Genomic DNA, 26,041 nt, shown 5'->3' with positions numbered 1-26,041 from the left:
ATGAAAATCATGCGATACACACCCGCTCCAGTTCCAAAAATCATAAAATCGACCGGAAAGAATGCTTTTCAGCGCTATTTGCCCAACATATCTTTTTTAAGGTTTTTATCGGCCGGATCATTTCCGAGCCAGATGCTGAAAAGAATTTTTCTGAAATAGTCATCTTTGATAACTTTCAGCTCTTTTTCTCCCTTGTAGGCAGTTAATCCCTGTCCGGGTACGCCAACAAATGTAAAAGAGTCACCTTTGTCTATTTTTTCATTGAATACTCCAATAAAACTGTCTATCTGCGGTTGAAGAGACGATGAATCTCCACCCATTGCCTTTTCAAACCCTTCCTGAACTGTTTCAGCCATAAGCTTGCTTGTTATCAATCCAGAAATTATGTCAAGCCTTATCACAGCAGAAACTGGGCCGTCAAGAATTTCGTTCTCATCCTTGAATGCTTGGTTTGTGTAAAGCGATCCAACATACAGTTTCATTACAAATTTTTTTCTAACCCCTGTACCGTTCAAACTGTAATTTGTACCATCAAATGATACAGAATCAGCAATATCAACACCAGCAACAGGTGCAGAGAAAGCAACGCCATTCAGAAGTAAAACAGTCATTGCTACCAGAAAAAGTTTTTTACACATAAATTATCTCCTGTGAAGAAATTTGAATATTGTTTTTATTGTTTAAACAAACTTTTCTTTTCAATGCAACTGTCATCAATTTAGGATAGTAGGATAGGGAGACACTTTTTGTCAAGAAAAGTATGAAAGATGGTTGAAAAAGATAATTAAGGCTTAAATTTGGCCCCAGACGGGCACGGTCACAACATGTTGTGAGGATAAGAAATATACCAGGAAAGAGCAAAAAAAATCGGACCTCATTTACTGAAACGGGGCTGATCAGCAATTTTTTTTGGTAATTTTGAGCAAACCTCACCGGAAATCACGCCAAAGGTCAAAAATAACTAAAATTAATTTCTGCCGACTGCTGGGATTTGGGAATTGGAAAAGTCGTAACCCAAATCAGGAATAAAATAGTTTCAGGGCAGCCTGGTTCCGTTTATCCCGTCAGGGCATGTGCCAGCAGGTCTTTCATTTTTTTTGGATCCATTTTTACCGGATTGGTATGGATATTGGCATCTTCCAGCGCTTTTTGAGCGATATCTGGAATATGCTGCTTTCTGATGCCCAGTTCCTTTAAATTTGCAGGCATGCCCATCGCTATCTTTAAATCAGTCACCCAGTTTACAAATGCGGTAAAATCCTGGCCGGGCAGATCCAGATACCTGGCAGCCCGTGACATTTTGTCTTTTATTCTGGCGCGGTTCAGCATGAGCACATAGGGCAAAAGAGTGCCCATCACCCGGCCGTGGTGCACCTTGAACATGCCGCCGATGGCATGGGACACGGCATGACCCGCCCCTAAGCCTTTGTCAAAGGCAATGGCCCCCATGATGGAAGCGGCCATGGTATAGGTGCGGGCCTTGATGTTTCTGCCGCTGTAAAAAGCCGGCAGCAGGCCTTCTTTGATGTAAAAAATGCCCTGCATGGCCACCCCGTCCAGGACCGGGTGAAACACCGGGCTGCTCAAGGCTTCGATATTGTGGGACAGGGCATCCATGCCCGTGGCCGCTGTCAGAAAGGGAATCAGCCCCCGGGTCAGCTCCGGGTCGGCAATCACTACTTTGGGCATAAGGTCCGGATGAAAAATACTGATTTTCCGGCTGGATATTGTATCTTTGATCACTGCATTGGCATCCACCTCAGATCCGGTGCCGGCAGTGGTGGGAACTGCAACAATGGGAATAAGTGTTTTGTGTATGACAGCATGACCTGGGCCGCCGGATGTGAACGCCCATATGCGAGACGGGCCGGCGGCCGCAGCCAGAGAGATGGCTTTGGCCGCATCCAGGGCACTGCCCCCGCCGATGGCGATGATACCGTCATGGCGGCCCTGCCGCAACACTTCCGCCCCTTTTTTCACCGTGTCAAAATCCGGCTCGGAAAAAATATCTGAAAAAACAGCCGTGAAAATGCTTTCCTCTTTGTTCAACCGGATAATGGATTTCACAAACGGCAGTTTTGACACCCCCTGATCCGTGACAATCAAAGGCGCAGATATGCCCAATTGCCAACACACTTCCGGCAGTTCATTAATTCGGCCGGGACCGAACCGGATATGTGTGGGATGGTGCCAGTCCACCTTGGTTTCCGCCAGGGTGATCTTCGGCCTGAAACGGGCAGTCATATGAAAAACTCCTGTCTGCATTGGGGTATATGGTTTTTTTCAGTCTGTCAGGTGAACCGTTCGAAAAACACCTTTGCATCTGAAAATTTATCGTCAATGATGTTCATGGCATCCTGAATCATTTCTTCTCTGCCGCACAAATAGAACTGGTAGTAGTCCGGGGGCAGCCGGTTTTTGAGAAAATCCGTCACCCGTCCATGAAAAACCGGCCCCGCATCTGGGGCCCGGCTGATGCAGGGTACATATTGCCGGCTGTTTGGCTCAAGCAGGTTTCGGTAAATCAATTCATCAAAAGTCTTTGCACCCTGAAGAAGAATGAATCCAGAGACACCGGATGACGCATATGCAACAAACGGGGCCACACCCGTGCCCGTTCCCACGAAAACATCCAATGTTTCACCCGGGTGGTAAAGGAAATGACCATGGGGGCCTGATATTTTAAAGCGTTCGCCTTCCGGGCACCGGGACAGGTGATCACTGAACCGGCCCTGGCCGGTTTTCCTGACACAGATCCGGATCAAGGGATCGCCTGGCAGGGAAACCGGCGTGTAATCCCTGTCAGCGCCCGCAAAGTCAAACCGGATATGCTGACCCGGCAGCCATGTAAGCCTGTTCGGTTTTGTGAACGCAAGCTCAAAGACGGTGTCTGTCAGCCACATCCGCCGGGTCAGTTGGATGATGAAAGGCATTATGGATGTTTCCACAAGGTTTCTTTCACTTTATGCCGGTGATTCAGATACCTGGCGAGTATAAAGAAATAGTCAGACAGCCGGTTCAGAAAAACAAGGATGTTTTTCATGGGCTCTGTGACGGATTGTTCCGGGTTTTCCTGTCTGCACAGAGACAAAACAACCCGCTCGACCCTTCTGCAGACGGTTCGCGCCATGTGGGCGAAGGCAGCGGACCGGTGGCCCTGGGGCAGGATGAACTGTCGGATTTCGGGAAGCTGCTCCGACAATCTGTCCATCGAAGATTCCAGGTGTCGGGCAGGGGAATCGGTGAACGGATTCAGGGAACCGGTCAAAGGAGAATCCGGTGTGGTGGCAAGCCACGCACCTGCCTCCAGAAGCCAGGACTGGATCTGATCAATATCCCGGTCCAGGTCCGGATCGGTGATTTCCCATGCGGCTTTGATGCTGCCGGTAAACGCGTTCAATTCATCCATGCCGCCGCAGGCATCCATGCGAAGGTCTGATTTTAAAACACGCTCTCCGCTGAACAGGCTGGTTCTGCCCTTGTCTCCTGTACCTGTGTAAATCTTCATTTTCAGATCCTTTGGATATCTTTTACAGCCCGGCGTACAATGGTAAACGAGATCCGCTCCTGCTCCAGGCGCAGGTTCGGAGCGTGGGTATGATACCGCAGGGCATCATAGACCCGGGCTTCATCCGGGGTGAGCAGCGGCAGGTCCCGGTTGATCGGGGAGGGCTCTTTGCCCCACAAAGGCGGGTGGGAGAGCAGGGTGTCTTCATCCATGAGAAAAGAGCGGGTTTGAGGAAAGTAATGCCGGATCATGTCGATCATGGCAAACCCGTGGGTGTCCAGATCCCCCCAGTACCAGACCGGTTTGTTCGTCAACCACCGGGCTTCGGATAGAACCGACAGGCTGTAGCCCCGGCCGAAGATCACCAGAGCGTTGGGAAAAAAAGGAAATGACAGGGCTGTGATGTCGTTTTCCACAATAAAGACGGTGTCCGGCTGGACGGGCAGGCGGGCAAAGTCATGTGCCGGTATTTCCAGGTCGGACAATCCCATGATGGACCGATCCGGATCCAGGAACCGGAACCGGACCCGGGTGGGCCGAGACAGAAAACCAAACCGGTTTTCAAAGGCGGCCGGTCCTTTGATCCCTTCATCCACAGCTGTTTCCGGCAATACACAGGTCAGCAGTTTCACCAGCCAGGCTTTGTGGGTTTCAATGAATTTGGTGTCCACCCCGGGGATCTCCAGCTGCCGGATATAGATGCCGGGCCGGGGATGACCGGTCATGAAGTCCAGGATGGACAGCAGCTTTTCCCACACCTTGTCATGCTGGAGCACGGTCAACGGGTGGTCCAGCAGCAGTCCGGCCAGTGGGGGAAACCGGCCCGTGATGATATGAAACAGGGTGTGAAATCGCTCAGTTTGCCGGGTTTTTCCCAGAAAAGATACCACATCGGCCAGGGTGGGAAATATCACCGCTGCCGGCAGCCGGTTTTTTCCTAAACTCCGGTGGGTGAATGCATGCCATTCAATATCAAATCCGGCCCGGTCCGGGGCGCTTTCATGAAAGACCCAGTGGGCCACCCAGTCACGGGCTGCGGCAAAATCATGGGCCAGTTCCCGGGCTGTGGGATGTTTGAGCGGGATGCGCAGGGGGGTGAAATTTTCCGGCGTGATCCTCTGGGCCAGAAATATCCCTTTGCGCCATTTTTTTTCCAGCCGGTCTTTGAGATCCTGGATCCGGGTCCAGGCAGCGGTCACGGTTCTGTCCTTTCCCGGCGGTCCCGGTATTCTTCCACGCTCATGTTGCGCAGCAGTGATTCTGTGCCGTCCGGGCAGTACACCAGTCCCACGGACGATACATAGGGCTCGATGATGTGAATTTTTTGCAGCGGGGTCACGATGAGCAGCTGGAGGTTGAGTTTTTTGAACAGTTCCAGGCTGTACCGGGTGGAGTCGTCCGAACCCCGGCCGAATGCCTCGTCAATGGCCACGAACCGGAAGGTGCGGGATTTGATCGCCCCCCATTCCAGGCCGAACTGGTAGGCCAGGCTGGCGGCCAGCACGGTGTAGGCCAGTTTTTCCTTCTGCCCTCCTGATTTGCCCCCGGAATCGGTGTAATGCTCATATTCCGTGTGATCCTGTTTCCAGCGTTCCGAGGCGGCAAACACGAACCAGTTGCGCACATCCGTCACTTTTTTGGTCCAGCGCCGGTCCAGGTCCACCGTGCCCTCTCTGCCCCGGAACCGTTCGATCACGCGGCTTACCTGCAGGAATTTGGCTTCAGAGTAATGGTCCTCTTCAGATCCGGTCAACGCCCCTTCGGTGCAGGCCCGCAGCTGCTGGCCAAAATCCCGGATCTCCATGTCCGGCGTGAGTTCCGCCTCCAGTACAATGTATCGGCCCGGGTTGTATTCGATGTCGGACAAGGACCGGTTGATGCGCTCGATACGCTCTTTGATGGTCTCTTTTTCCCGCAGCAGCTGGGACTGGAAATTGGCCACTTCCCGGATGGTGTTTTCATTGAGCAGTTCCTTGAACCGTTTCTCAAATTCCGGCAGGTTGTCCGATCGCAGCTGATCCAGCATGGCCCGGTATTCCGGACCGGATGACACGGCATCATCCACCTCCCTGGTTTCCAGTTGATAATCCCTGCGGTACCCGTGCATGGCTCTGATGATCCGGGCCGCCAGGGTAGCGATGCGTTTGTCCAGGTTGTTGATGCGGTTCTGGAGAAGCTCCCGCATTTCTCTTTCCTTGTTGCTGCAGGATTCAATGGTCAGGGTGTGGACAGGCAGTTCGTTTATGCGCAAAGATTCCAGATGCCGGTACAAAGCAGTGGCCTGGTCAGGGTCCATGGCGGCCCAGCCGGCCAGATCCTGTTCACAGGTGTCTGCCAGGTGCCGGGTCTGGTTCTGTTTTTCCCGGTTTCCGGCCAGGTTGTCCCGGGCCTGTTTCAGGGCTTTTCCCGTGTCATTCATCTCTGTTTCCAGGGCTTCCAGCTGCATCCCCAAGGTCTGGAGGATATCGGACCGGGTTTCCAGTTCCTGTTTTTCCGCTTCCAGGTGCAGGATCGCTTCGGCTGACGCGTGCCAGTCCAAATCGGAAAAATCCTGGAATTCTCCCAGGCGGATCAGGTTGGACAGCTGTTTTTCGAAGGTGTTCTGACGGGATTCCAGCCGGGATATGTCATTGCCGGTGGTCTGCATCTGTTGTTCCAGGTGCCGGTGCTGTTTTTTCAATGTGCGGATTTTGGCCTCATTGGTCCAGCCCAGCACATAATGGGACCGGTCTGTGAGATCCCGGCGGTCATCTTTTTCGTGGCGCCGTCCCCCGGACTTGATCTGGCCTTTTTCCGTAATGGCCCAGGGTTCCTGTTGGAACCGTTGCATATCCGTGCAGCAGGCATAGTTGAACCGTGTGGCCAGTTCCTGTTCCAGCCACTCGTAACATTTGTTGTCCGGCTTGACGGCCAGTTTTTTCACCAGGGAATCCGGATGAAGGTCAACGGATTTTTTTTGGGGGGCCGGTCTCACCAGGTAATACACGAGCCTTGCCTGCAGAAAGGTGTTATTCACCCAGGCGGCCACAGCCCGGTAATGGGATTCCGGCACCAGCAGGGACAGGGCGAAATTGTGCAGCAGCCGTTCAGCGGCCCCTTCCCAGGGAGCATCATCTTCTCTGACCTGGATCAGTTCACCGGCAAAGGGCAGGTTGGTTTCATCCATGTCAAGATAGCGGCACAATGTCTGCCGGATACTGATTTGCCGGGCGTGGATGTTGCTTTTGCGGGCGGACAGGGAGGCCAGTTCTTTTGTCAGCTCGTCATGGTCTGTTTTGAGATCCCGGAACGTCATGGAAAGCTCGGTTCGCAGGTTGAGAAGATCCGCTTGTTTTTTTCTCAAGGTCTGCTGCCGGTCCTGAATGGCGGCGGCGTTGTCGTCAAAATCCGTCCGGGTGTGCACGGGTTTGAATGACAAATCCTGTGCCAGATCTGCATACCGCTGTGCCTGGGCCTGGCGTTTGTGTTTCTGGTCGGTAAATCGCTTGATATCAGCCCGGAGCCTTTCCAGCCGGTCGCCGCCGTTTTCGGCAATGGCCTGCCGGATGTCATCCCGCCGGGCCATCTGTTCTTTGTGTTCGCTCTCCAGGGCCTGTGCTTCCCGTGTCAGCCGGGCCTGTTTGTCAGTTAAATGGGCCATCCGCTTTTTGAGCAGTTTTTTCTTGTGCACGGCAAAAAACGGGGCCAACGCCTCCCGGCATTCCCGCAGCTGTCCCACCTCCTTCTCCAGCTGGGTGTGGGTGTCGCAGTCCGCCACCAGGGGGGTTAACCGCTCGATCTGCTGTTTGGCCTTGAGCACGGCGGCATGGGCACGGTTCAGGTCGTCAAAATGGTGCAGCAGGGCATCGATGCGGGGGGTGACATCAAAAGGTTCCAGCATGTGTTCCCTGACAAAATCGGTGAGGTTGCCCACGGATTTCATGGACACTGTCTGGTGAAACAGGGCCAGTGCCTGTTCGTTGTCAATGCCGAACCGCCTGCGGAATGCGGCTCCGTATTTGGGGAAGGTGTCGAACACCGCCACATCTTTCATTTTTTTCAGCCGTTTTTTCAGCTGCCCGATGTCCGTGCCGAACCCGCTGAAATGCCCGGTAATGGACAATGCCTCGTCCGCCACCACATAGAACCGTTCCGGCGGAGCCTGGGCCTCTTTGATCCAGAACACCTGGGCCAGGGTGACTTTCTGTAGATAGCCAGCGTTTTTGAACACCCCCAGGATCACGGAAAAACTGTTGTGATCCCGCAAAGATACCGATTTTGCCGCATGACCCGTGGTGCTGCGTTCTGATTTATAATATCCCAGGACATAGGAGCGCAGGCTGCGTTCTTTGGTGTCAGCCCCGGCCGCCTTGTTGTAGGCCACCCGGTGGGCCGGCACCACCAGGGTGGTCACCGCATCCACCAGGGTGGATTTGCCGGACCCGATATCGCCGGTGAGCAGGCTGTTGCGGCTGTCCAGATCCAGGCGCCATACCTGTTTGTGAAACGTACCCCAGTTAAAGACTTCCAGGGTGTGAAGCCGGAACCCGGCCAGGGCATCGTCCGATGCAAAGTCCAAAAGCTGCTGTTCCATCAGCCACCGCCCCGGTCCCCGGTGGGGGTGGAATCAATGTTTACGTCCATGTCGCTGCCACCCGAAGGATCTGTGTGACTGTCATCGGCCGAACCGGAATCATTGTCATCTTCCAGATGGGCCTGGTATTGTTTGAGCCGGTCCTCCAGTTCACTGAGCCACTGGGCATCCACAAACGCCTTGAGAATGCGGATCACCTCGATTTTGTCCTTTTCGCCCTTGAGCCGCCGGATAAAGCCTAAGTCTGCGATCTTGTTCAGGTGGGTGTTGATCCGGTCCATCATCCGGGCTTCGTTGCCCGATGCCGGCAAAAACACCTGGACCATGTCCGTGATCTCCCCCACGGACAGGATCAGGCGGGGGTCTTCTCCGGCTGCATCCTGTTCCGCCATTTTTTTGCGTAAGAGTGCGATGATCAGGCTCACCGGATAAGACAGCTGTCGCCTTCCCACCAGGCGGGGCAGGGGGTCTTCCCCTTGTTCCGGTTCCCGGGTGGCCAGCCAGGCATACCCTTCGGCCGTGTCCAGCATCAGTTCCAGGCCCATGACCCGGACATAGTCACGGACGGCCATCTGTCCCTCCTCCAGAAGGTGCCACAGGGCCGGATCGTTTTCCCTGAACACCACGCCCTTCATCAATGCCACCAGGGGGCGGGAAATATCAGATGGATAAGGTTGTGTTGCATCCATAGAAATTTTCTTCTTTTCTTAGTCTTTTTTTCAGACTATGATTTTCAATGCCATCGGTCAAGGGGATATTCGGTTTGCACATTCTCGGCCGACTGCCACACCGAAAGAATGAAAGACAATTTTTTGCAAGGAATCGGGCAGGCGGATTTCAAAGACATACCGGTTGTGGAAATCCGCTGCCACATTGCCGCCATCCATCCGTTCCGAAGTGGTGGGCAGGCATAGCAGGATCTGCAGTTCAAAAAAAAGTGCATCACCAGTAATGGATTTTCAGTATTCCAAAACAGCTGTTTTTTTAGAAAATGGTATATGTTCCGGTTTCTTCGGTTTATGTCTTGTTCCAGCCATTTCAAGCAACAATGTTACGATAGTCGTCAACGTTGATCGGACAATTACACCCTGCTGACTTCTTACCCGTGTTTGTTCAAGGCCTTCTCGTTTCTTCATCAAATTGAAGGGCCTTTCACAGTTTTTTCGAATCTCGATTGCGTCTTGAGATCCGCCATGAAAAGTCGGCATTGGTTGAAAATAACCACTGTCAAAAGAAACAATCCTTGATTTTGGGCAATTGGATTCAAACGTACACTCACCCGGAGCGGCATCACATCCAAATTCATGACCTTCCGGTGTCGATCCCAAAAACTGCATCGGAATCTCACAAGAATCATTACAGGCAACTCTTAATGGCGATTCCAAAACGTTGTCAGGAAGGTTGGCTTTCTCCGATTCAGGGGCTACGATATAGACACCGGTTTCATTGAGAACCGAACCATCGCTATCATGATACGCCTGATCGGCGGTAACCAATTTGATATCAATTCCCAATGCCTGAGCAAGCTTGATCAACGGTTTTAAAAACAGGCTGTCATGATGATTTGCTGCCCCTACTGAGGATACCAATGGAAAACTATGGCCTGTTGATGGGTTGATGGCTGTTAGAGTGTGAAGCCGGTAGCCAATAACGTAATGCGATTTATCCCTTTTGTTCCGGCGCTTTCCACAATCGCAGTCTGGATCGGAATAAATTCGTATTTTCTTACCTTTGATCTGAATTGTACAAGGCAGAATTTCCTGTAACTGATTTCAGGGTACTTGATAATTTTTAAAAGCTCCATCCGAAATAACTGGTAGGGCTGAATATCCCTGTGCACAGCGGAATAGCTGTCAGGCGCAATCAAGCTGTTGATAATCTGGTCATCTATAAGCTGATCAATAAACTGTAATTCCGGATCCACAATTTCGGGATATGGCTTTTTCAGTGCGTCAAAATGAAACAGGTTGTCGGAATGAAAATTTTCAATATAAAATGCCATCTCGGGAAGGCTACGAATACCTGCTGAAGGGGCTTGGTCTTCAACGCCTATGAGTTCTTCGATGGGGATGTCCAATATCTTAGAATAATCATATTTATCCACAACCTCCGTCATTATTTGTTTTGTCAGCTCTTTTTTGGATTTCCTTGTCATCTTGTTCCAGTTCAGAAATTTTTTTTTCAATTGCTTTGTGATGATTCTCCTGATATTTTTTATGGGTGTTGAAAAATTCAAGGAGTATGAGGCCAACATACTTGGTGGTCTTGTTAAAGAAATGGAAGGCACGTCGTCAAAGTAAAGGGTGGACGATCTTAAGAGAGGGGCAGCGTATCATGCCTGAAGAACTTACGATGTTGTTGGCGGACTTGCAGGAGCCGGAGGCCCTGGCGTTTGTAGAAAAGGCCTTGGAACAGGGAAGCGATCCGTTGGACCTGTTGACGGGCGCCAAGGAAGGAATGACCACTATGGGCGAACGGTTCTCAGATTCAGATTCTTTCATCCCGGATCTGGTCTTTTCAGGAGAGATCCTCAAACGCATTGTCGCCCTGCTGGAACCCCATCTCAAGACTCAGTCCCAATTTAAGAAGATCGGGAAGGTCGTCATGGGGACCGTGAAGGGCGATATCCACGACATCGGGAAGGACCTGGTGGTCTTTATGCTGGATGTGAGCGGATTCGAGGTCACGGATCTGGGTATTGACGTGCCGGTTCAGATCTTTGTGGATGCGGTCAGGGAGACCGGCAGCCGGGTGGTTGGCCTGAGCGGATTTCAAAACGATCATTGATCCGCAGCTCTCCAGTCTGCAGGACCTGACGTAGGAAGTCACCGAGGCCATCGGATTCAAGATCCTGACCCATTGCATGGATTTTTTTGGTATTTGCGCAAAGTGCCAAACCGAAGATTGAAAACAAAAAAATTGCAACGTTCCATTCAAGCATAAGGAGTATCCCCATGAAAAAAGAATCAAAGGAAGCGCGAAGGGAAAGAGTGATCGATGTGCTCAACAAGGCCCGGGCAATGGAATTGCAGGCCATCTACCAGTACATGAATCAGCACTACAACCTGGATGACATGGACTACGGGGAACTGGCCGCAAAAATCAAGTTGATCGCCGTCGATGAAATGCGCCATGCCGAGATGTTTGCCGAACGTGTCAAGGAGCTGGGCGGGGAGCCGGTCACCGACCACGCCGGCAAGATTGTCAAGGAGCAGCCGGTGGACAAAATCTTTTCCTTCGATTCGGTTCTGGAGGACGATACCATCGACATGTACAACCAGTACCTGCTGGTTTGCCGCGAAAACGGCGACAGCGTCAGCATGAAGATCTTCGAGGACATCATCGACGAGGAGCAGATTCACTTCAACTATTTCGACAACGTGCGCGGCCACATCGAAAAACTGGGGGAGACCTACCTGGCCAAGATTGCCGGGACATCCTCCGCCACCGGCCTGGGAAACAGTGGATTCGTGGTCAGCGGAGAGAGCGCTTAGCCCCGGGATGCCCCTCCGGGAAGGCGTTTCCCGCCACCGGTTGCCACTAGCGCATAAGTCCATCCGATAACCGGGGGTAGTACCCATGGTCCTGTCCCCGGTGCCGCGAAACCTTGCTGGCTGTGGACGACATGCAAAGCCAGCGCAAGATGGCCGTGCATCTGCGGGACCACCCATCCCGGCTTGGGCCTCGGTGTCAGAGCGGTTATTGGGATAAAAAACAACTCCGGAGAACGGAGAATTTAAAATCAGATTGGATTCATCGAAAAGGGGTAAACGTCTCTCTTTTAGACTGATTTCGGACAGACCTTACCGGAAACGCCGCAAAACAATCAAAAAAATCAGTTCCATTAATCGACTACCGGATTTGGGAATCGGAAAAGTCGTAAACCATATCAGGAATAGAGTCGGAAGTGACAGGTTGAGGGGGATCATGATTGCGGATATCGCAATGTCCAAGATGGCGTAATATTTTTTCAATAATGTCAAGTTCTTCGATAAACCCGAATCCACCGCCTATTTTTTTTAGACCCATCCAAAGATTATTTTGGGGATTTTTTTTAACGGGCAGGGTCAGTTTCGCATGATTTTTTGGCCAGCGGGTTCTTTGAAGCCTGTTTTGGCATTCTTGGGCCTGATTTTTGACGCACCTTTCCTGCTGGCAGTGATATTTCTACGATAATTGTGCTCAAACCACTTCATTATTATCCTGATAGTGCTGCCTCCAACATGGCTATCCGTTCGCGGGCAGCTATTAAAAGGTTGAAGGAGGGGTGGCCTTTAGAGATCCTCAATATGAGCTGACGGGACCGTTTGATCACCCGGCCCGGCAGATTGATGATGGAAAATCGAATAGCTTTCATCCTTTTTGGGGCCATGGATGGTTCCAGTGCCAGCTTTTTCATCATCAAATTCAGATTCAACGCGAGTATCATGATCCACCACCAGGCCGCGTTTCTTCCAAATTCTGCACTTGGCAGGGTCCCGCCGGCAAGGTCGGCTTTCATAATGGAATGTACCTCTTCGCTTTTGCCGCATCTTGCATGAAGCCAGTGGATGATCTCTTCCCCGTTCATATCTGTTTCAGATACGTTGGTCACCATGCCGAAAATTTTATACCGTGTGCTGTCCATCTCCATAACAGGAAACGGTAAAGACATCTGAGAATCTTCCATGCCGGGCAATGATTGCTCCGCAAGTACCTGCCTTTTGGCTATATACCGGTATGAACCTTTTTTGCTGTGAGCAACCTTGTTGGGAACAAAGCAGACTTCCGCCCACTGGATTCCGGTATCAATCTTTCTTCCACCCACCTCCTTATACACCGGGTGCCAGTCTGTTTCCGATACCTGATCCACAGCTTGTTTAAAGCTATTTGTCACATCACAGCCAATGGCAAATTCGATTCTTCCAAAACGATTATCCATGCCCATTTCACAATATTTTAACAGTTCGTGCTGATACCCGGCAGTGTCCGATCTCAACCTCACTGTCTCAACATTTTCCGGCAGGCAGGCCAAGGCTTCTTTAAATACTCTCAACTGCTCATATCCAGCCGGCACGTTACCATCTCGGAATTCACTGTGCAGGATAATGCCTTGTTCCGCCCACCAGGTGTTTAACGGCTGATAAGATTTAAAACCCTTGTAGCAGTTTAACGCGTCTTTTTTTTTCCGTCTCCACCAGGATAGCATCCATATCCAAAGTAGCTGTGTGATGCGGTTTGGCTGTGTTCAATGCTTGACATATATCTGCATTCACCTTCACCAGACCCCTCAGGTCCTTATTGGGTGCCGGAATAAAACTGCTTTTTTGAAACAGGTCTCTGATTTTTTCCTGCTCAGCATCATGAAATTCGGATAAATACCTGAACACTGCTGATGCAGAGGGAACAAACCGCTTCTTTTCTTTACGCCACCTTCTCTCCAGTTCCCGGCGTTATTTGCGCTTAAGATCGTGCAGCTCCGACTTGCGCAGTATCTCGCAGAACCCCGGATCGGCATTTAAAATCCGCAAATCATCCACACTGGTTCCGCCTGCCAGGTTCAACAGTATCAATGAGGTCAACATCTGCTGATCTGTCCAACCCTGGCTGTTCTCTCGTATCTTCACATGTTTTGCAATTGATGATGATAATCCGACCACCCTGGCAAGATCAAGATAGATGGGCAATCCGGCCAGCGTTGTCATCCCGCTCTCATTTTTTTCTTCTTCGTACTTTAAAGGTAATATTCCTTGTGTCATATTGGGTGCACCTCGTTGATGATAGTTTTTTTCGTCAAAAACATTCTATCTGCTTGATCAGTCAGCGCAACGAGGTTTTTCTTTTTTTTGATGGTGGATCTGGGAAACCTATGAAGATGCTTTGCAGCCATACGCAGCTTCCAGACAAACCGGATTCAAGTCCGACTGTTGGTGTCCCTTCGGTAAACATGCGTGGGCTAATTTCTCCAGGCTGATATCATCGGTTCCATCGAAAACGATACCAAAGGGAGGAGCCGATGTATAAGATAAAGTTAACAGACGAGCAGTGTGCTGCTCTGGAGGAGGCCGAACAGCATTTTGCATCCTGGCGGGCCACCGAAACCGGACGAGAACGAATCCCGGAGATGTTATGGAGGAACGCCTCAGATTTATTTCATACCTGGGAACTGAGTATCAACAGACGAAATAGAGCCTGTGCACATACAGCCTCGGATTGTGTCATAGAAATGGAAAAACAATCCGGAGTAAAAATGCGCATGTGTTTTCGAGGCAGGGCAGACCCGGCAGTCGGATACTTTTTGCCATTTCAATCTCCGTTACGCTTGTCGTACAGTCCCACCCGGTTGAGCAGGCTGTTCGCCAGCTCGACGGCTTCGGCCCACGGCCGTCCGAGAACATGGAAGGGAACCTCGATCACATTTTCCAGCAGATTCATGTGCTGCCAGAGATTGAAACTTTGAAACACCATGGCCGGGTACGGTTACGCCGGATCTGATCCCGGTGATTCGGATTTTCTTTTGTTAGAGACTGATCCCATTATTTTAACCGGAACATATTTCCAAACCAGATTTATTCGCAAAAATATCTATGCGTATCATCTATTCCAGCCCCAATATCTGCATTGCCGGCATGCCCCATAGGGAGCTCACAGAGAAGGGCATTGATTTCGTCGCCGGCGAAGCCGGGTATGAGCACCAGGGTCGGGCCATTGCCGGGTACACTGGAACATCAAGCGCTGAGGGGAAATGAACAGACCGGAATCATATCAATCCGGCCATTAAACAACTGACAGCAAATCATTGTCAATAATGTTGATAGTCAATATTATTGACAATGATTAAAATCTGTTTTACCGTTGCCCGAACTTAATCCGGTAGTTTCCCAAGGCATGCAAGATGCCGGGAAGCTATTGTTTTTTTAAAAGAGAAAATTTACAATGACAGACAAAACATTTGAATCTAAGATCGCCTTTATTGTTGAAACCGACGGGCTGCTAAAAGACTATATTGAATCCATTGTCATCAAGGAAATCAAATCCCGGATGACAAATGATTCCTTCAAAAATTTAAACACCAACCATGTCCAGGCAGCTTTGATATTGAAAACCCTGTCTCCTTGTTCCCTGAAAAAATTCGCACTTACCATGCGGATGTCTAAAGCGGCTGCCTCCGCGCTTGTGGATCGTATGGTAAAAAACGGTATGGTCCAGCGGGACACAAATCCGGAAAACCGCAGACAAGTGCTTCTGACGATCAGCCCTGAGTTTGATGCCCATATAAGCCATATCCGGTCTGAAATAACCCGGTGGTTTAAATCTCTGACAGAGAGGATCGGCATGGATACCTTTGAAAAATGGCACAGTGTGATGGTGACCTTGAACCGGGTAATCCAAGAAGATATTCACTCTGACCACGAACAGAACCAAATCTAATTTAAAATTCCAAGGATTTTTCAAAATGAATACCAAACAAGGATTTTTTGGCGAGCGTACCATTCTGGTCATGCTGGCCTTGCTCAGCGCCTTTCCTCCATTATCCACAGACCTTTATCTGCCGGCCCTCCCCCATGTCATGGCGTTGATGGAGACAAGCCAAAGCCTGATCAATCTGAGTCTAAGCCTCTTTTTGCTCTTTTTTGCCATCGGTATCCTGATCTGGGGACCTGTGAGTGAAAAATACGGCAGAAAGCCGATTCTATTGACAGGCCTTGCCCTTTATATCGCCGGCAGTGTCGGATGCGCCCTGTCGGTCAATGTAACCCAGCTGATCCTGTCCCGGATAATCCAGGCCTTTGGCGGCGGCGCTGCATCGGCGGTGGTAACGGCCATGGTCAAAGATATGTATTCCGGCCGTAAACGGGAATCTGTTCTGGCCATCGTCATGGCCATGGTGGTGGTGGCACCCGTGGTGGCGCCGGTGATGGGGGCATGGCTCTTGAAATTCATGCCCTGGACGACCATTTTCTGGGTATTGACCGGCATCGGAAGTATTGCCTTTTTCGCGTCCCTGCTGCTGGACGAAACCCTTGAAAAGCGGTATTCAGGCTCTCTTATCCAATCCCTTGGACGTCTGGCAGTGGTATTGAAAAATCCCGGATTTTCCATACTGCTGAGTATTTTTTCCATGGTTCCTTTGCCCATGATGGCCTTTATCGCAGCGTCTTCCTTTGTCTATATCCAGGGATTCGGGATGACAGAGTCACTTTATAGCTACTATTTTGCCTTTAACGCCTTGGGCGCCCTGGCAGGTCCTTTATTCTATATCAGGCTGTCACGGCAGATTGCCCCAGACCATATTATAACCGGAGGTTTCGGTCTTTTGGTCATCTGCGGCATTGTGCTTGATCTTTCCGGCAGCGCCTCACCCATCATGTTTGCGCTGCCCATGCTGACAGCCACGGTGGCCATGAGCCTGCTGCGTCCTCCTACGGCCAACATGCTCTTATCCCAGCAGGAGGGAGATACCGGGTCTGCCGCTTCCCTGATTAATTTCATGGCCTTGTTCATGGGCAGCATCGGCATGTTTCTCATTTCTCTGGAAACAGAAAACCTGATCCCCATCCTGGGCCTTATGCAGATTGTTGTGGGGGTGGTTTGCGGCAGCCTCTGGCTCCTGGTCCGGAGCAAATCCTTTATCCAGCGGCAGGCGGGATGAGTTTTACGGCTAAAGGGGGAAACGATCAGGGTGTCTCTTTTAGGTGGAAATCCGTTTTGTCCGGTGTGCACTTATGTCGATTCCAATGCCTGCCATTGAGCGCACGGCACGGGGATCGACCTGTTCGCCGAGACGACTGCCGGCTTTTTCCATGGTGGATACCCAGTTTTCTCATGCGGCCCCGCAGGGTGCTCGGATGAAGCCCCAGTAGCTGCGCAGCCCCATTTTTTCCTTCCACCCGACCCCCGGAATGGTGCAATGCATTTTCAATATGATCGGCCATGACTTCATCCAGCGGGCGGATGGCCTGATCCGGGCACTGATCCGTTCCGGCTGGTACCGGCATGTGGGCCGATGACAGTATGTCAAACCGCAAAAATCCATCATTTCCCGGCATCTGACTGAAAATAAGTGCCCGTTCCACCAGATTTTCCAATTCCCGTACATTGCCGGGCCATTCATAGGCCTGACACGCTTCAGTGGTCCCGGGAGCCGGAGAGGGGAGGTGCCGTATTTTCAATTCTTTTGATTTGTGCTCCAGAAAATGGGCCAATAGTGCGGGAATATCTTCAGTCCGGCTGCGCAGCGGTGGAATGACAATGGGGAACACATTGAGTCTGAACCACAGATCTTCTCTGAACTCTCCGGATTTCACCATCCAAGCCAAATTCCGGTGGGTTGCACTGATGATACGCACATCCACCGGAATCGGACCGCTGCCCCCCACCCGCTCTATTTCATGCTGCTGAAGCACCCGGAGCAATCGGGTCTGAGCGACCAGGGGAAGATCCCCCACCTCATCCAGAAAGATCGTCCCGGTATGGGCCCTTTCAAACCGTCCCCGTTTTCGGGCAATGGCTCCGGTGAACGCGCCTTTTTCATGACCGAACAATTCACTGTCGATCAGGTTCTCCGGAATCGCACCGCAGTTCACTTTAATATAGGGATGGTTTCTGCGGGAAGAAGAAGAATGGATGGCATTGGCAATCACCTCCTTGCCCACCCCGGTCTCTCCCATAAGCAATACCGGGCTTTCCAAAGGCGCCACCTGCCCCACCATTTGCATGACATCTCTGAGACCGAAATCCGCGCCCACGATGGTATCCCCCGTCACTTTCAGCAGTTCCCGGTGAAGGTACCGGTTATCATCCGCCAGCATATCCGTCAGTCTCCGAATCTCCTGGTGCTGGATGATATTGGACATGGCCAGGCTGAACGGATCATGCAGAAGCGATATCAGGTGGGCATGACGGTCATGATACCGGTGTTTTTCCTCGACAAATATACCGAACGAGCCCAACCGTTCCCCTTCCAGTTCCAGATCCATGATCAGATGAGACGTTTCTGCAGGCCAGATCAGGGACATGGTCTGCCGGGTTGGAACATCTTCTTGGTGGACATCATTGATTATGGTGATTCCCGGAGCTTCTTTCCACCTGTTTTTCATCCACTCCCAGAATTCCGAAGGAAAATGAATGGTATCCCCGGGTTTTTTGAGATGGGGCGGCCAGATAGCAGCCAGAACCCTGCCGACGTTCAGGTTCGGATCATACATACCAAACACCATACCCGATGCCGGTACATGTCGTTTTAAAAAATCCAGACAACGCTCCATTGCCACCTCGATCATCAGGCTGCTTGATATTTCCAGGGTTGCCTGGCGGAAAAATTCTTTTTCATCCATTGCCGTCACATATCTCTTCTTTAATATATTTTTTTGTACCCCTTCTGATTGACTGATCGGCTATCATATTTAAAAGAAATACCACATCCCTGCTAAATATGACAGCTATTTTCTGTTAAATTTAAAAGAAAATCAGATAATGCCTTGGCCGAACGTTGATTCCCCGACGTTTACAGGTTGGCATGTTTCTGGCAAAGTGTCAGGGCCTGTAAGCTATCTATGATGATGAGGCGATTATGGGGTTTGTCGAGTTGGTACAGTTACGGGTATATTCTCCGCCGGACAGGGATGCGGCCATAGCGGCATTTCATCAGATCACTCTGCCGGAGTGGGAAAAAGGATTTGAAAACATGAATATTTTAAAAGAATTGTCCCTTGCAGGCGATTTGTGCATTTGCATTCAATGGCAAAAAATTGCCTGTCTTAACGGAAAAACCCCTTTGGGGCTTCAGCTGGCGACCGCATTTTCCAAATTCGGACGCACCAATCATTCCATATGGGCAGATATGGATAAATAGAATCCCCCTGCTCTGAGATCACCACGGCAGTATCCTGTCAAAAAATATGATCATGAACCGGTAAATGATGTAATCAAGAAGGGAGGCACTTTGTTTTTAAAATTTTTCCGATTGTTCAATTACAAGACGGTGTTATTGGTGTTGTTGCCTGTATTGGGATTTACGGCCTGCGGGCAGGGAGATGTTCAGGATGCCCCGGGCCGCCAGCAGCCACCGCCCCGGATCACGGTGTTCCAGATCCAGAAAATGGACATGGATGTTTTCAGAAATTATCCGGCAAAGATCCATGGGTCGAAACAGGTGCAGGTCCGGGCCAGAGTTCAGGGGATACTCAAAGAAAAACGCTATTCAGAAGGCGGATTTGTGTCGGAAAACGACATTCTTTTTATCATTGATCCCCAGCCCTATCAGATTGCCCTTCGGAAAGCGGAAGCAGCACTGGCAGATGCCCGGGCCAGTTTTGATCATACCAAAAGGGAATGGGAGCGCCATGCCCGGCTATTTGAAAAAAATGCGGTCAGCCAGCGGGAACGGGACCAGGCCTTGACAAACTTTGAACTGGCCCGGGCCCATCTATCCATGTCCGAAGCAGCTCTGGATGATGATCAGAGGAATCTGAGTTATACCCAGGTTCGATCTCCTGTTGCCGGCGTGACCGGGATGGAAGATGTGTCCGAAGGCAACCTGATTGAGTGGGGGGGGGCTGCTCACCACCATCACCCAGAAAGATCCGGTGCATGTAAGGTTTTCCCTGCCGGAAAACGATGCCGCCACTTTACGCAGAGCACGGAAAGCCATGAAAACTGCCGCGGCGAAAGAAAACGGATTTTCCGCACAAGTGATCCTGCCGGACGGTGAACCCTATGCCCACATGGGAACCATTGACTTCACGGCCAGCACCATTGATGCTGCCACCGGCACGGTATCGGCCCGGGCAGTATTTCCCAATCCCGATCATATCCTGATGCCTGGGGGATTTGTCAGGATCCGTATTCTGTTGCAGAGGCTCAAAGATGTGGCAGTCATTCCGGAACAGGCTGTGGGCCGTAGCCATTCCGGCAGCCAGGTGTTTGTCGTAAATAAGGATGGAAAAGCCATGCGGCGTGATGTCACTTTAGGACCGGTGGTGGAAGGCAGGCAGGTGATACTGGCCGGACTCGATGACGGGGAGCAGGTGGTGGTAGCCGGCCATGTGGCCCTGCAAGACGCTACACCGGTTCTTGTGAAGGATCCGGAACAAACCAAGGAGGCCTCATAATGCTCAGATCTTTTTTCATTGACCGGCCTATTTTCGCGGTGGTGATATCCATTGTGATCTTACTGGCCGGCGTGATGGCCCTGCGTGCTCTGCCTGTGGAACAGTATCCGGATGTGGTGCCGCCCCAGGTGGTGGTGACGGCCATTTACCCGGGGGCCAGCGCCCAGGTCATGGCCGAGTCTGTGGCCGCTCCCCTGGAAAAGGAGATCAACGGTGTGGACAACATGATCTACATGGAATCCACAGCCATGGACGACGGATATCTGCAGATTGTGATCTCTTTTGAGTTCGGCACAGATCCGGATCAGGCCGCCATCAACGTGAACAACCGGGTTCAGGCCGGCCTCCCCCGGGTACCCCAGATGGTCCGGGATCAAGGGGTGCGCGTGGAAGCCCAATCCACCAATATCCTCATGTTACCGGTGATGTATTCTCCGGACGGCTCCCGGGACACTTTGTTTATCAGCAACTATGCCCTTTTGAATGTGCTGGAGGAACTGGTCCGCCTGCCCGGTGTCGGCGATGCTTCGCTGTTCGGATCCCAGGATTATTCCATGCGCATCTGGCTGAGTCCGGATAAACTGTCCGAATTTCAACTGACTCCGTCTGATGTGGCCCGCGCCATCCGGGAACAGAACGCCCAGTTTGCGGCCGGCCGGATCGGGGCGGAACCATCGCCTGAAAATCAGGCTTTCACACTGACCATAACGGCCCAGGGACAACTCACAGCCCCGGAAGAATTTGAAAACATCATTCTGCGCACCGGGGAAAACGGCAGTGTCCTGCGCCTGAAGGATGTGGCCAGAGCGGAACTAGGTGCCCAGATGTATGCGTTTTCAGCCGTGTACAATGCCCGCCCGGCCGTCCCTTTCGGGGTATATCTCCAGCCCGGCGCCAATGCACTGGATACGGCCAGACGGGTGCATGAGACCATGGATGCACTGGCCGCGGACTTTCCCGACGGGGTGGCCTACACGGTGGCTTATGATACCACGGAATTTGTGGAGCTCTCCATTAAGGAAGTGATCATCACCTTGTTGACAGCCGTGGTATTGGTTGTTTTTGTGGTGTTTTTATTTCTTCAGCGGTTCAGGGCCACCCTGATTCCGGTGGCCGCCATTCCTGTCGCGTTGATCGGCACTTTTGCCGGAATGCTGGTGCTGGGATTTTCCGTGAACCTGCTGACTCTGTTCGGACTGGTGCTGGCCATCGGTATTGTGGTGGATGATGCCATTCTTGTAATGGAAAATGTAGACCGGCTCATGCAGGAACAGGGATTAAAAGCCAGAGCGGCGGCCATCGAAACCATGAAACAGGTGGTGGGAGCGATTGTTTCCACCACTCTGGTGCTGGTGGCGGTGTTTGTGCCGGCCGCTTTTTTGGGGGGACTGACCGGTGAAATGTACCGGCAGTTTGCGGTCACCATTACAGTATCGGTGGTGATTTCCAGCGTGGTCGCACTGACCCTGACCCCTGCCATGTGTGCACTGTTACTGGATGGACAGCGCCGGAAAATTTCCAGACCCTTTGTTTTTTTCAACCGGGTGTTTGAAAAATTGACCCTGGCCTTCATATGGGGGGTGACCCGGATATTGCGCCACCCGGTACTCGGCTGTGCTCTGTTTGCTGGTATCATTGCAGGCGCCCTTTTTCTGGTATTGCGGATGGCCCCCGGCCTGGTTCCCCAGGAAGATCAGGGCGTAGCCATGGTGGTGTATCAACTGCCGCCGGTATCTTCCCTGCCCAGAACGGAACAGGTGCGGAACACCCTCACCCACATCATGATGGAACTTCCGGAAGTCCAGGATTTCACGGCCATGGCCGGTTTTGATATCTTTGCCGGATCATTGCGCAGCAACGCCGGCATCGGATTTGTCAACCTCACTGACTGGGATCACCGGAAAAAACCGAGCCAGGACGCGGCCGCCATTGCCCGAAAAGTTATGGGTCTGGGATTCGGGATCCCGGAAGCCAACATTATCGCTTTTACGCCGCCGTCCATTCAGGGGCTGTCCTTGACCGGCGGCGTTGACGGGTATCTGGTGTTTCGCGGAGACGTCACTGCGCAAAAAATGGAAACTTTGGCAAGCCAGCTCATGGCAGCGGCCAATGAACGTCCGGAACTGGTCAACGCCAGAACCACTCTGAACACCGGCATCCCCAGGTACCATGCGCGGCTGGACCGGGAAAAAGCCAGGGATATGGGTGTCCCCGTCAACCAGGTATTTGAAACCATGCAGAGTACGTTCGGTTCCCTTTATGTCAATGACTTCACCCTGCTGGGCCGCAACTGGCAGGTCAACCTTCAGTCGGAAAAAGAATTCAGAAGCCGTCCTGAAGATTTAAACAAGGTTTTTGTCCGGTCGGACCAGGGACGGATGCTGCCCCTAAGCACCCTGGTCACCCTGGAATCGTTGACCGGCCCGGATGTCATCAACCGGTACAATGTCAACCACGCCGCCCGGATTCTGGCGGATGCCGCACCCGGATATACCACCGGCCAGGCCAAACAAGCCATGGAAGCGGTAGCTGCCCGGGTGCTTAAAAACGGCACCACCAGCATCGGATGGGTGGGGGAAGCTTTTCAGCTGGATGCTGCAGAAGGCGCAGGCGGTCTGGCCTTTGGGCTGGGTCTGATCATGGTGTTTCTGATCCTTGCGGCCAATTACGAACGCTGGACCCTGCCGGCAGCCGTGGGCACGGCCGTGCCTTTCGGTGTACTGGGTGCGGCCCTGGCGGCAACTCTTCAGGGATTTCCCAACGACATCTACTTCCAGGTGGGCTTGCTGGTACTCATCGGACTATCAGCCAAAATCGCCATTTTGATCGTGGAATTTGCGGCCCAGAACCGGGATGCGGGAATGACCACGGCAGACGCGGCCCTTATGGCGATCAGGCAGCGGTTCCGGGCCATCATCATGACCGCCGGAACCTTTGTCATCGGTACCCTGCCCCTGGTTTTCGCTACAGGTGCCGGGGCTGCCAGCCGCCGGGAAATCGGAGCGGTGGTGGTGGGCGGCATGATCATGGTCAGCATCCTGGCATTGATGTTCGTGCCTTTGTTTTATAAAATGATGGATGATCTTTCCATCTGGTGGCAGCAGCGGTCCGCAGACCCTGCCGATAAAGGAGGGAACCATGCGTAATCACCGGACCGTTTTCCTGCTTGCCTGGCCGGGACTGTTGTTGGGATGCCTGCTGCTGGGCAGCTGTGCCATGAATGCCGATATCCGGATACCGGAGACGTCACTGCCCCCGGTGTGGCCGGAAAACATGGGGCTGGACCATGATGGTGTGCGCAGTGATCATACCTGGTGGACCCGGTTTCAGGATCCGGTACTTGACCGGTTGGTGGACCGGGCCGTGCATGACAACAAAGATGTGCGACTGCAGGCCGCCAGGGTCCAGGAAGCCCGGGCCCGCCTGGGTTTTGCCAAATCCGAGCAGCTGCCCACAGTGGGGTTTCAGGCCGAGGCCGTGCGGCAACGACAGTCCGGTGCCGCACGCAGCACTTCCGGGACTGATGGGTCTACAGACAACCTGTTTTCCTTTGCCGGGGTCCTGGATTATGAACTTGATATCTGGGGCAGGCTGGCCATGGAACGGGAAGCGGCCCAGGCTGATCTTTTAGAAAATCAGTTTGTCCACGAGGCGGTTCGGCTGAATGTGATTGCCGATGTGGTGGTTGCCTATTTCAATCTCATGGCGGCAAAAGAAGAGCTTTCCATTGTCAGAAAAACAGCTGCAAGCCTGCAGGAAACCTATGCGCTTGAACGGTTCCGGTACCAGGAAGGACAGATCAATGAACTGGTCCTGCGCCAGGCCCAGTCACAGATGGAAACCACCCAGGCCATGATTCCTGTTCATATCCGGCAGGTCCGGACACTGGAAGGGGTGCTGGGGATCCTCACAGGCCTGAATCCAAAGGAGCTGTTTGATGATCATCACCGCCCGGACAGGGTGTTACGGGCCATCCAAAACCCGGGGCCTGTTCCCTTGGTGCTGCCCTCAACGGTCCTGGAACGCCGGCCGGATATCCGGGCTGCAGACACCCGCATCACCGCTGCCGGGGCCGCCATCGGCATTGCCAGGGCCAACCGTCTGCCCCGCCTGAACCTGGCAGGTCTCTTGGGCATGGCGGCAATCAATACAGGTGATCTTTTCACCGCATCCGCCCGGACCTGGCAGGGGGGAGGGCAGGCCGCTGGTCCGGTTTTTGATTTCGGACGAAATAAAGCCAGGGTGCAGACTGCCCGGGCACAGTATGTCCAGACTCAAATTCAATACGAAGCAACGGTAAACACGGCTTTTAACGAAGTCCGGGATGCCCTCTGCCTTTACCAGGCTGCCATAGACCATCAACATGCTGTTGAAAAACAGTTGGCCACCATCAAGAAAACCCGGCACCTGGCCTGGATAAGGTATAGGGAAGGCCTGGTCAGTTTCATTGAATTTCTTGATGCAGACAGGGCCTTGTTTGCAGCCCGGCAAACCATGAACGATGCGGACAGAGACAGGCTGGTCTCTGCCGCCACCCTGTTTAAAGCTCTGGGCGGGGGATGGAATCCAGACAGCGTGGCAAACCATGAATAGACAAACATGCAGAAAAGATCGGCATCCGTTGATAAACAGCCTTGAGATTCATCCGTCTGTTGACAGACATCTGCCTTTTTTCATCGCTCTTCTAAGTAACTCATTTGAGTTGCTGGTCGGTTTGGTGCCGGGCATTGCCCCGGCGGGTGCGCTTTTGATTGCCTCAATGGTGCTTTGTCCCAATCTGTCATTGGCCCAAAAATATCCCAAAGATCACAACACGTTCACATTTTATCTTGAAAACGATGTGGTCACCGGCACGGACAGGGAATATACCAACGGGGTCAAATTGACCTGGATCTCCAAAGATCTGTCCGATTACCATGAAATTGATACCCCGCCTTGGAGTCGCAGCATCATCAATGCCCTGCCGTTTGTGAACAAACCCGGAACCGTCCGGAATGTGTCCCTGTCCATCGGTCAGAACATGTATGCGCCCGAAGATCTGGAACGAACCGATCTGATTTCAGATGACCGGCCCTATGCCGGCATCACCTATCTGGCGGCCGGTTTTCACAGCAAAGACAGCAACCGTATGGATACATTTGAAATCAATCTCGGGATTGTGGGTCCCCACTCCTATGCGGAACAGGTTCAGACAACCTGGCACAAATGGATCGATACCACCGACCCCAAGGGCTGGGATCATCAGCTGAAAGACGAGCCGATTCTCAACCTGCACTATGAACGGAAATGGAAGCTGTTGAAATCAGACCCGGGAAAAGGATTTGGATTCGACGTCATTCCGCACCTGGGCGTAGCCCTGGGCAATGCGCTCACCGGAATCAACACCGGGGCACAGGCCCGGTTCGGCTGGCATCTACCCAATGATTACGGTACATATCTGATCCGCCCGGGAGCAGACACCAATGCCCCCATGAATGAGGATGACCCCCGGTTTTATCCCATATCCCGGCGCCTGGGGTGCCATTTGTTCGCCGGGTTCAATACCAGTGCCGTGCTCCGGAATATCTTTCTGGACGGCAATACGTTCCGGGACAGTCACAGTGTGGATAAAAAACCGTTTGTCGTGCAGGGAATCGCCGGTGTGGCCGTCATTGTTCACCGCTTTAAAATCACCTATGCCTATGTATACCAGACCAAAGAATATGAAACCCAGAACGAGGATCACGAATATGCGTCCATGACGGTTTCCTATTCATTCTGATTTCAAAGGTGCCACAGGGCCGGATCGTTTTCCCTGAACACCACGCCCTTCATCAATGCCACCAGAGGGAGCGAAATATCAGGTGGATAAGGTTGTGTTGCATCCAT

At 52.2% G+C, this 26,041-nt stretch carries 21 protein-coding genes and 1 pseudogene; 10 read left to right on the top strand and 12 right to left on the bottom strand.

Going from position 1 to position 26,041, the window contains the following annotated elements; all coding sequences use genetic code 11:
* Positions 1 to 74: 74 nt before the first annotated feature.
* The 9 genes from K365_RS0112925 to K365_RS28465 all read right to left on the bottom strand — a co-directional run bounded on the left by K365_RS0112925 (position 75) and on the right by K365_RS28465 (position 10,185).
* Positions 75 to 638, bottom strand: coding sequence for a chalcone isomerase family protein (locus K365_RS0112925; protein WP_024334896.1), 564 nt, complete (start codon positions 636 to 638; stop codon positions 75 to 77).
* A gap of 418 nt (positions 639 to 1,056) precedes the next feature.
* Positions 1,057 to 2,244: an iron-containing alcohol dehydrogenase gene (locus tag K365_RS0112920; protein WP_051147847.1), complete on the bottom strand. Its 1,188-nt coding sequence runs from the start codon at positions 2,242 to 2,244 to the stop codon at positions 1,057 to 1,059.
* A 47-nt stretch (positions 2,245 to 2,291) separates the two neighbouring features.
* Complete coding sequence (locus K365_RS0112915) at positions 2,292 to 2,933, bottom strand: ferredoxin--NADP reductase (protein WP_024334894.1); 642 nt, start codon at positions 2,931 to 2,933, stop codon at positions 2,292 to 2,294.
* Positions 2,933 to 3,508 (bottom strand): cob(I)yrinic acid a,c-diamide adenosyltransferase, encoded by a 576-nt coding sequence (locus K365_RS0112910; protein WP_024334893.1) that lies wholly within the window; start codon positions 3,506 to 3,508, stop codon positions 2,933 to 2,935. The genes K365_RS0112915 and K365_RS0112910 overlap by 1 nt, the downstream gene beginning before the upstream one ends.
* A gap of 2 nt (positions 3,509 to 3,510) precedes the next feature.
* The gene (locus tag K365_RS0112905) at positions 3,511 to 4,707 is read right to left on the bottom strand and encodes a DUF3322 domain-containing protein (RefSeq protein WP_024334892.1); all 1,197 of its coding nucleotides are present in this window, start codon (positions 4,705 to 4,707) and stop codon (positions 3,511 to 3,513) included.
* Positions 4,704 to 8,081 carry an ATP-binding protein gene (locus K365_RS0112900; RefSeq protein ID WP_024334891.1) on the bottom strand — a complete coding sequence of 1,126 codons (3,378 nt, stop codon included), beginning with the start codon at positions 8,079 to 8,081 and terminating at the stop codon, positions 4,704 to 4,706. The genes K365_RS0112905 and K365_RS0112900 overlap by 4 nt, the downstream gene beginning before the upstream one ends.
* Entirely contained in the window at positions 8,081 to 8,770 is a 690-nt protein-coding gene (locus K365_RS0112895) for a DUF4194 domain-containing protein (protein WP_024334890.1), read from the bottom strand. The genes K365_RS0112900 and K365_RS0112895 overlap by 1 nt, the downstream gene beginning before the upstream one ends.
* Positions 8,771 to 9,040: 270 nt before the next feature.
* Positions 9,041 to 9,670, bottom strand: a complete 630-nt coding sequence (locus K365_RS28470) for a hypothetical protein (RefSeq protein ID WP_024334889.1) — start codon at positions 9,668 to 9,670, stop codon at positions 9,041 to 9,043.
* Between the two features lie 35 nt (positions 9,671 to 9,705).
* Positions 9,706 to 10,185 carry a hypothetical protein gene (locus K365_RS28465; protein WP_156887723.1) on the bottom strand — a complete coding sequence of 160 codons (480 nt, stop codon included), beginning with the start codon at positions 10,183 to 10,185 and terminating at the stop codon, positions 9,706 to 9,708.
* A 230-nt stretch (positions 10,186 to 10,415) separates the two neighbouring features.
* On the opposite strand from K365_RS28465, the gene K365_RS0112875 reads away from it, so the two are divergent.
* Positions 10,416 to 10,868, top strand: a complete 453-nt coding sequence (locus K365_RS0112875) for a cobalamin B12-binding domain-containing protein (RefSeq protein ID WP_024334887.1) — start codon at positions 10,416 to 10,418, stop codon at positions 10,866 to 10,868.
* Positions 10,869 to 11,035: 167 nt separating this feature from the next.
* Positions 11,036 to 11,575 (top strand): ferritin-like domain-containing protein, encoded by a 540-nt coding sequence (locus tag K365_RS0112870; RefSeq protein ID WP_024334886.1) that lies wholly within the window; start codon positions 11,036 to 11,038, stop codon positions 11,573 to 11,575.
* 704 nt (positions 11,576 to 12,279) lie between these two features.
* Here K365_RS0112870 and K365_RS27375 read toward each other — a convergent pair.
* Both K365_RS27375 and K365_RS29105 read right to left on the bottom strand, forming a co-directional pair.
* A pseudogene (locus tag K365_RS27375) lies at positions 12,280 to 13,819 on the bottom strand (IS1380 family transposase).
* 547 nt (positions 13,820 to 14,366) lie between these two features.
* A complete protein-coding gene (locus K365_RS29105) occupies positions 14,367 to 14,495 on the bottom strand; it encodes a hypothetical protein (RefSeq protein WP_281167782.1) in 129 nt (42 codons plus the stop codon).
* Positions 14,496 to 14,996: 501 nt separating this feature from the next.
* Here K365_RS29105 and K365_RS0112830 point away from each other — a divergent pair.
* Positions 14,997 to 15,491, top strand: a complete 495-nt coding sequence (locus K365_RS0112830; RefSeq protein WP_024334882.1) for a MarR family transcriptional regulator — start codon at positions 14,997 to 14,999, stop codon at positions 15,489 to 15,491.
* Between the two features lie 25 nt (positions 15,492 to 15,516).
* Positions 15,517 to 16,713: a Bcr/CflA family efflux MFS transporter gene (locus K365_RS0112825; protein ID WP_024334881.1), complete on the top strand. Its 1,197-nt coding sequence runs from the start codon at positions 15,517 to 15,519 to the stop codon at positions 16,711 to 16,713.
* A 25-nt stretch (positions 16,714 to 16,738) separates the two neighbouring features.
* Here the strand turns inward: K365_RS0112825 and K365_RS0112820 are convergent, their stop codons facing one another.
* Positions 16,739 to 18,397 carry a sigma-54 interaction domain-containing protein gene (locus tag K365_RS0112820; RefSeq protein ID WP_024334880.1) on the bottom strand — a complete coding sequence of 553 codons (1,659 nt, stop codon included), beginning with the start codon at positions 18,395 to 18,397 and terminating at the stop codon, positions 16,739 to 16,741.
* A gap of 236 nt (positions 18,398 to 18,633) precedes the next feature.
* Here K365_RS0112820 and K365_RS0112815 point away from each other — a divergent pair, with 236 nt between their 5' ends.
* From K365_RS0112815 to K365_RS0112795, 6 genes are all read left to right on the top strand, one after another.
* The gene (locus K365_RS0112815) at positions 18,634 to 18,915 is read left to right on the top strand and encodes a hypothetical protein (protein ID WP_024334879.1); all 282 of its coding nucleotides are present in this window, start codon (positions 18,634 to 18,636) and stop codon (positions 18,913 to 18,915) included.
* 90 nt (positions 18,916 to 19,005) lie between these two features.
* Positions 19,006 to 19,773: an efflux RND transporter periplasmic adaptor subunit gene (locus K365_RS25760; RefSeq protein ID WP_051147846.1), complete on the top strand. Its 768-nt coding sequence runs from the start codon at positions 19,006 to 19,008 to the stop codon at positions 19,771 to 19,773.
* Complete coding sequence (locus K365_RS28460; RefSeq protein ID WP_245569281.1) at positions 19,667 to 20,173, top strand: efflux RND transporter periplasmic adaptor subunit; 507 nt, start codon at positions 19,667 to 19,669, stop codon at positions 20,171 to 20,173. The genes K365_RS25760 and K365_RS28460 overlap by 107 nt, the downstream gene beginning before the upstream one ends.
* On the top strand, positions 20,173 to 23,319 hold the full coding sequence (locus K365_RS0112805) for an efflux RND transporter permease subunit (RefSeq protein WP_024334878.1): 3,147 nt from the start codon (positions 20,173 to 20,175) through the stop codon (positions 23,317 to 23,319). The genes K365_RS28460 and K365_RS0112805 overlap by 1 nt, the downstream gene beginning before the upstream one ends.
* Positions 23,312 to 24,766, top strand: a complete 1,455-nt coding sequence (locus K365_RS0112800; protein ID WP_024334877.1) for an efflux transporter outer membrane subunit — start codon at positions 23,312 to 23,314, stop codon at positions 24,764 to 24,766. Before K365_RS0112805 ends, K365_RS0112800 begins: the two co-directional genes overlap by 8 nt.
* The gene (locus K365_RS0112795; protein WP_024334876.1) at positions 24,759 to 25,934 is read left to right on the top strand and encodes a lipid A deacylase LpxR family protein; all 1,176 of its coding nucleotides are present in this window, start codon (positions 24,759 to 24,761) and stop codon (positions 25,932 to 25,934) included. The genes K365_RS0112800 and K365_RS0112795 overlap by 8 nt, the downstream gene beginning before the upstream one ends.
* Positions 25,935 to 26,041: the final 107 nt, after the last annotated feature.

The sequence above is a fragment of the Desulfotignum balticum DSM 7044 genome (assembly GCF_000421285.1).
Taxonomy (GTDB): domain Bacteria; phylum Desulfobacterota; class Desulfobacteria; order Desulfobacterales; family Desulfobacteraceae; genus Desulfotignum; species Desulfotignum balticum.
The sequence above is the reverse complement of the archived record's forward strand: the minus strand, read 5'-3'. Positions and strand labels throughout refer to the sequence as shown.

Coding starts and splice junctions, on each gene's coding strand:
- K365_RS0112925 (WP_024334896.1), bottom strand. CDS start 638: ATGTGTAAAAAACTTTTTCTGGTAGCAATGACTGTTTTACTTCTGAAT.
- K365_RS0112920 (WP_051147847.1), bottom strand. CDS start 2,244: ATGACTGCCCGTTTCAGGCCGAAGATCACCCTGGCGGAAACCAAGGTG.
- K365_RS0112915 (WP_024334894.1), bottom strand. CDS start 2,933: ATGCCTTTCATCATCCAACTGACCCGGCGGATGTGGCTGACAGACACC.
- K365_RS0112910 (WP_024334893.1), bottom strand. CDS start 3,508: ATGAAGATTTACACAGGTACAGGAGACAAGGGCAGAACCAGCCTGTTC.
- K365_RS0112900 (WP_024334891.1), bottom strand. CDS start 8,081: ATGGAACAGCAGCTTTTGGACTTTGCATCGGACGATGCCCTGGCCGGG.
- K365_RS0112895 (WP_024334890.1), bottom strand. CDS start 8,770: ATGGATGCAACACAACCTTATCCATCTGATATTTCCCGCCCCCTGGTG.
- K365_RS0112875 (WP_024334887.1), top strand. CDS start 10,416: ATGCCTGAAGAACTTACGATGTTGTTGGCGGACTTGCAGGAGCCGGAG.
- K365_RS0112870 (WP_024334886.1), top strand. CDS start 11,036: ATGAAAAAAGAATCAAAGGAAGCGCGAAGGGAAAGAGTGATCGATGTG.
- K365_RS29105 (WP_281167782.1), bottom strand. CDS start 14,495: ATGAATCTGCTGGAAAATGTGATCGAGGTTCCCTTCCATGTTCTCGGA.
- K365_RS0112830 (WP_024334882.1), top strand. CDS start 14,997: ATGACAGACAAAACATTTGAATCTAAGATCGCCTTTATTGTTGAAACC.
- K365_RS0112825 (WP_024334881.1), top strand. CDS start 15,517: ATGAATACCAAACAAGGATTTTTTGGCGAGCGTACCATTCTGGTCATG.
- K365_RS0112820 (WP_024334880.1), bottom strand. CDS start 18,397: ATGGATGAAAAAGAATTTTTCCGCCAGGCAACCCTGGAAATATCAAGC.
- K365_RS0112815 (WP_024334879.1), top strand. CDS start 18,634: ATGGGGTTTGTCGAGTTGGTACAGTTACGGGTATATTCTCCGCCGGAC.
- K365_RS0112805 (WP_024334878.1), top strand. CDS start 20,173: ATGCTCAGATCTTTTTTCATTGACCGGCCTATTTTCGCGGTGGTGATA.
- K365_RS0112800 (WP_024334877.1), top strand. CDS start 23,312: ATGCGTAATCACCGGACCGTTTTCCTGCTTGCCTGGCCGGGACTGTTG.
- K365_RS0112795 (WP_024334876.1), top strand. CDS start 24,759: ATGAATAGACAAACATGCAGAAAAGATCGGCATCCGTTGATAAACAGC.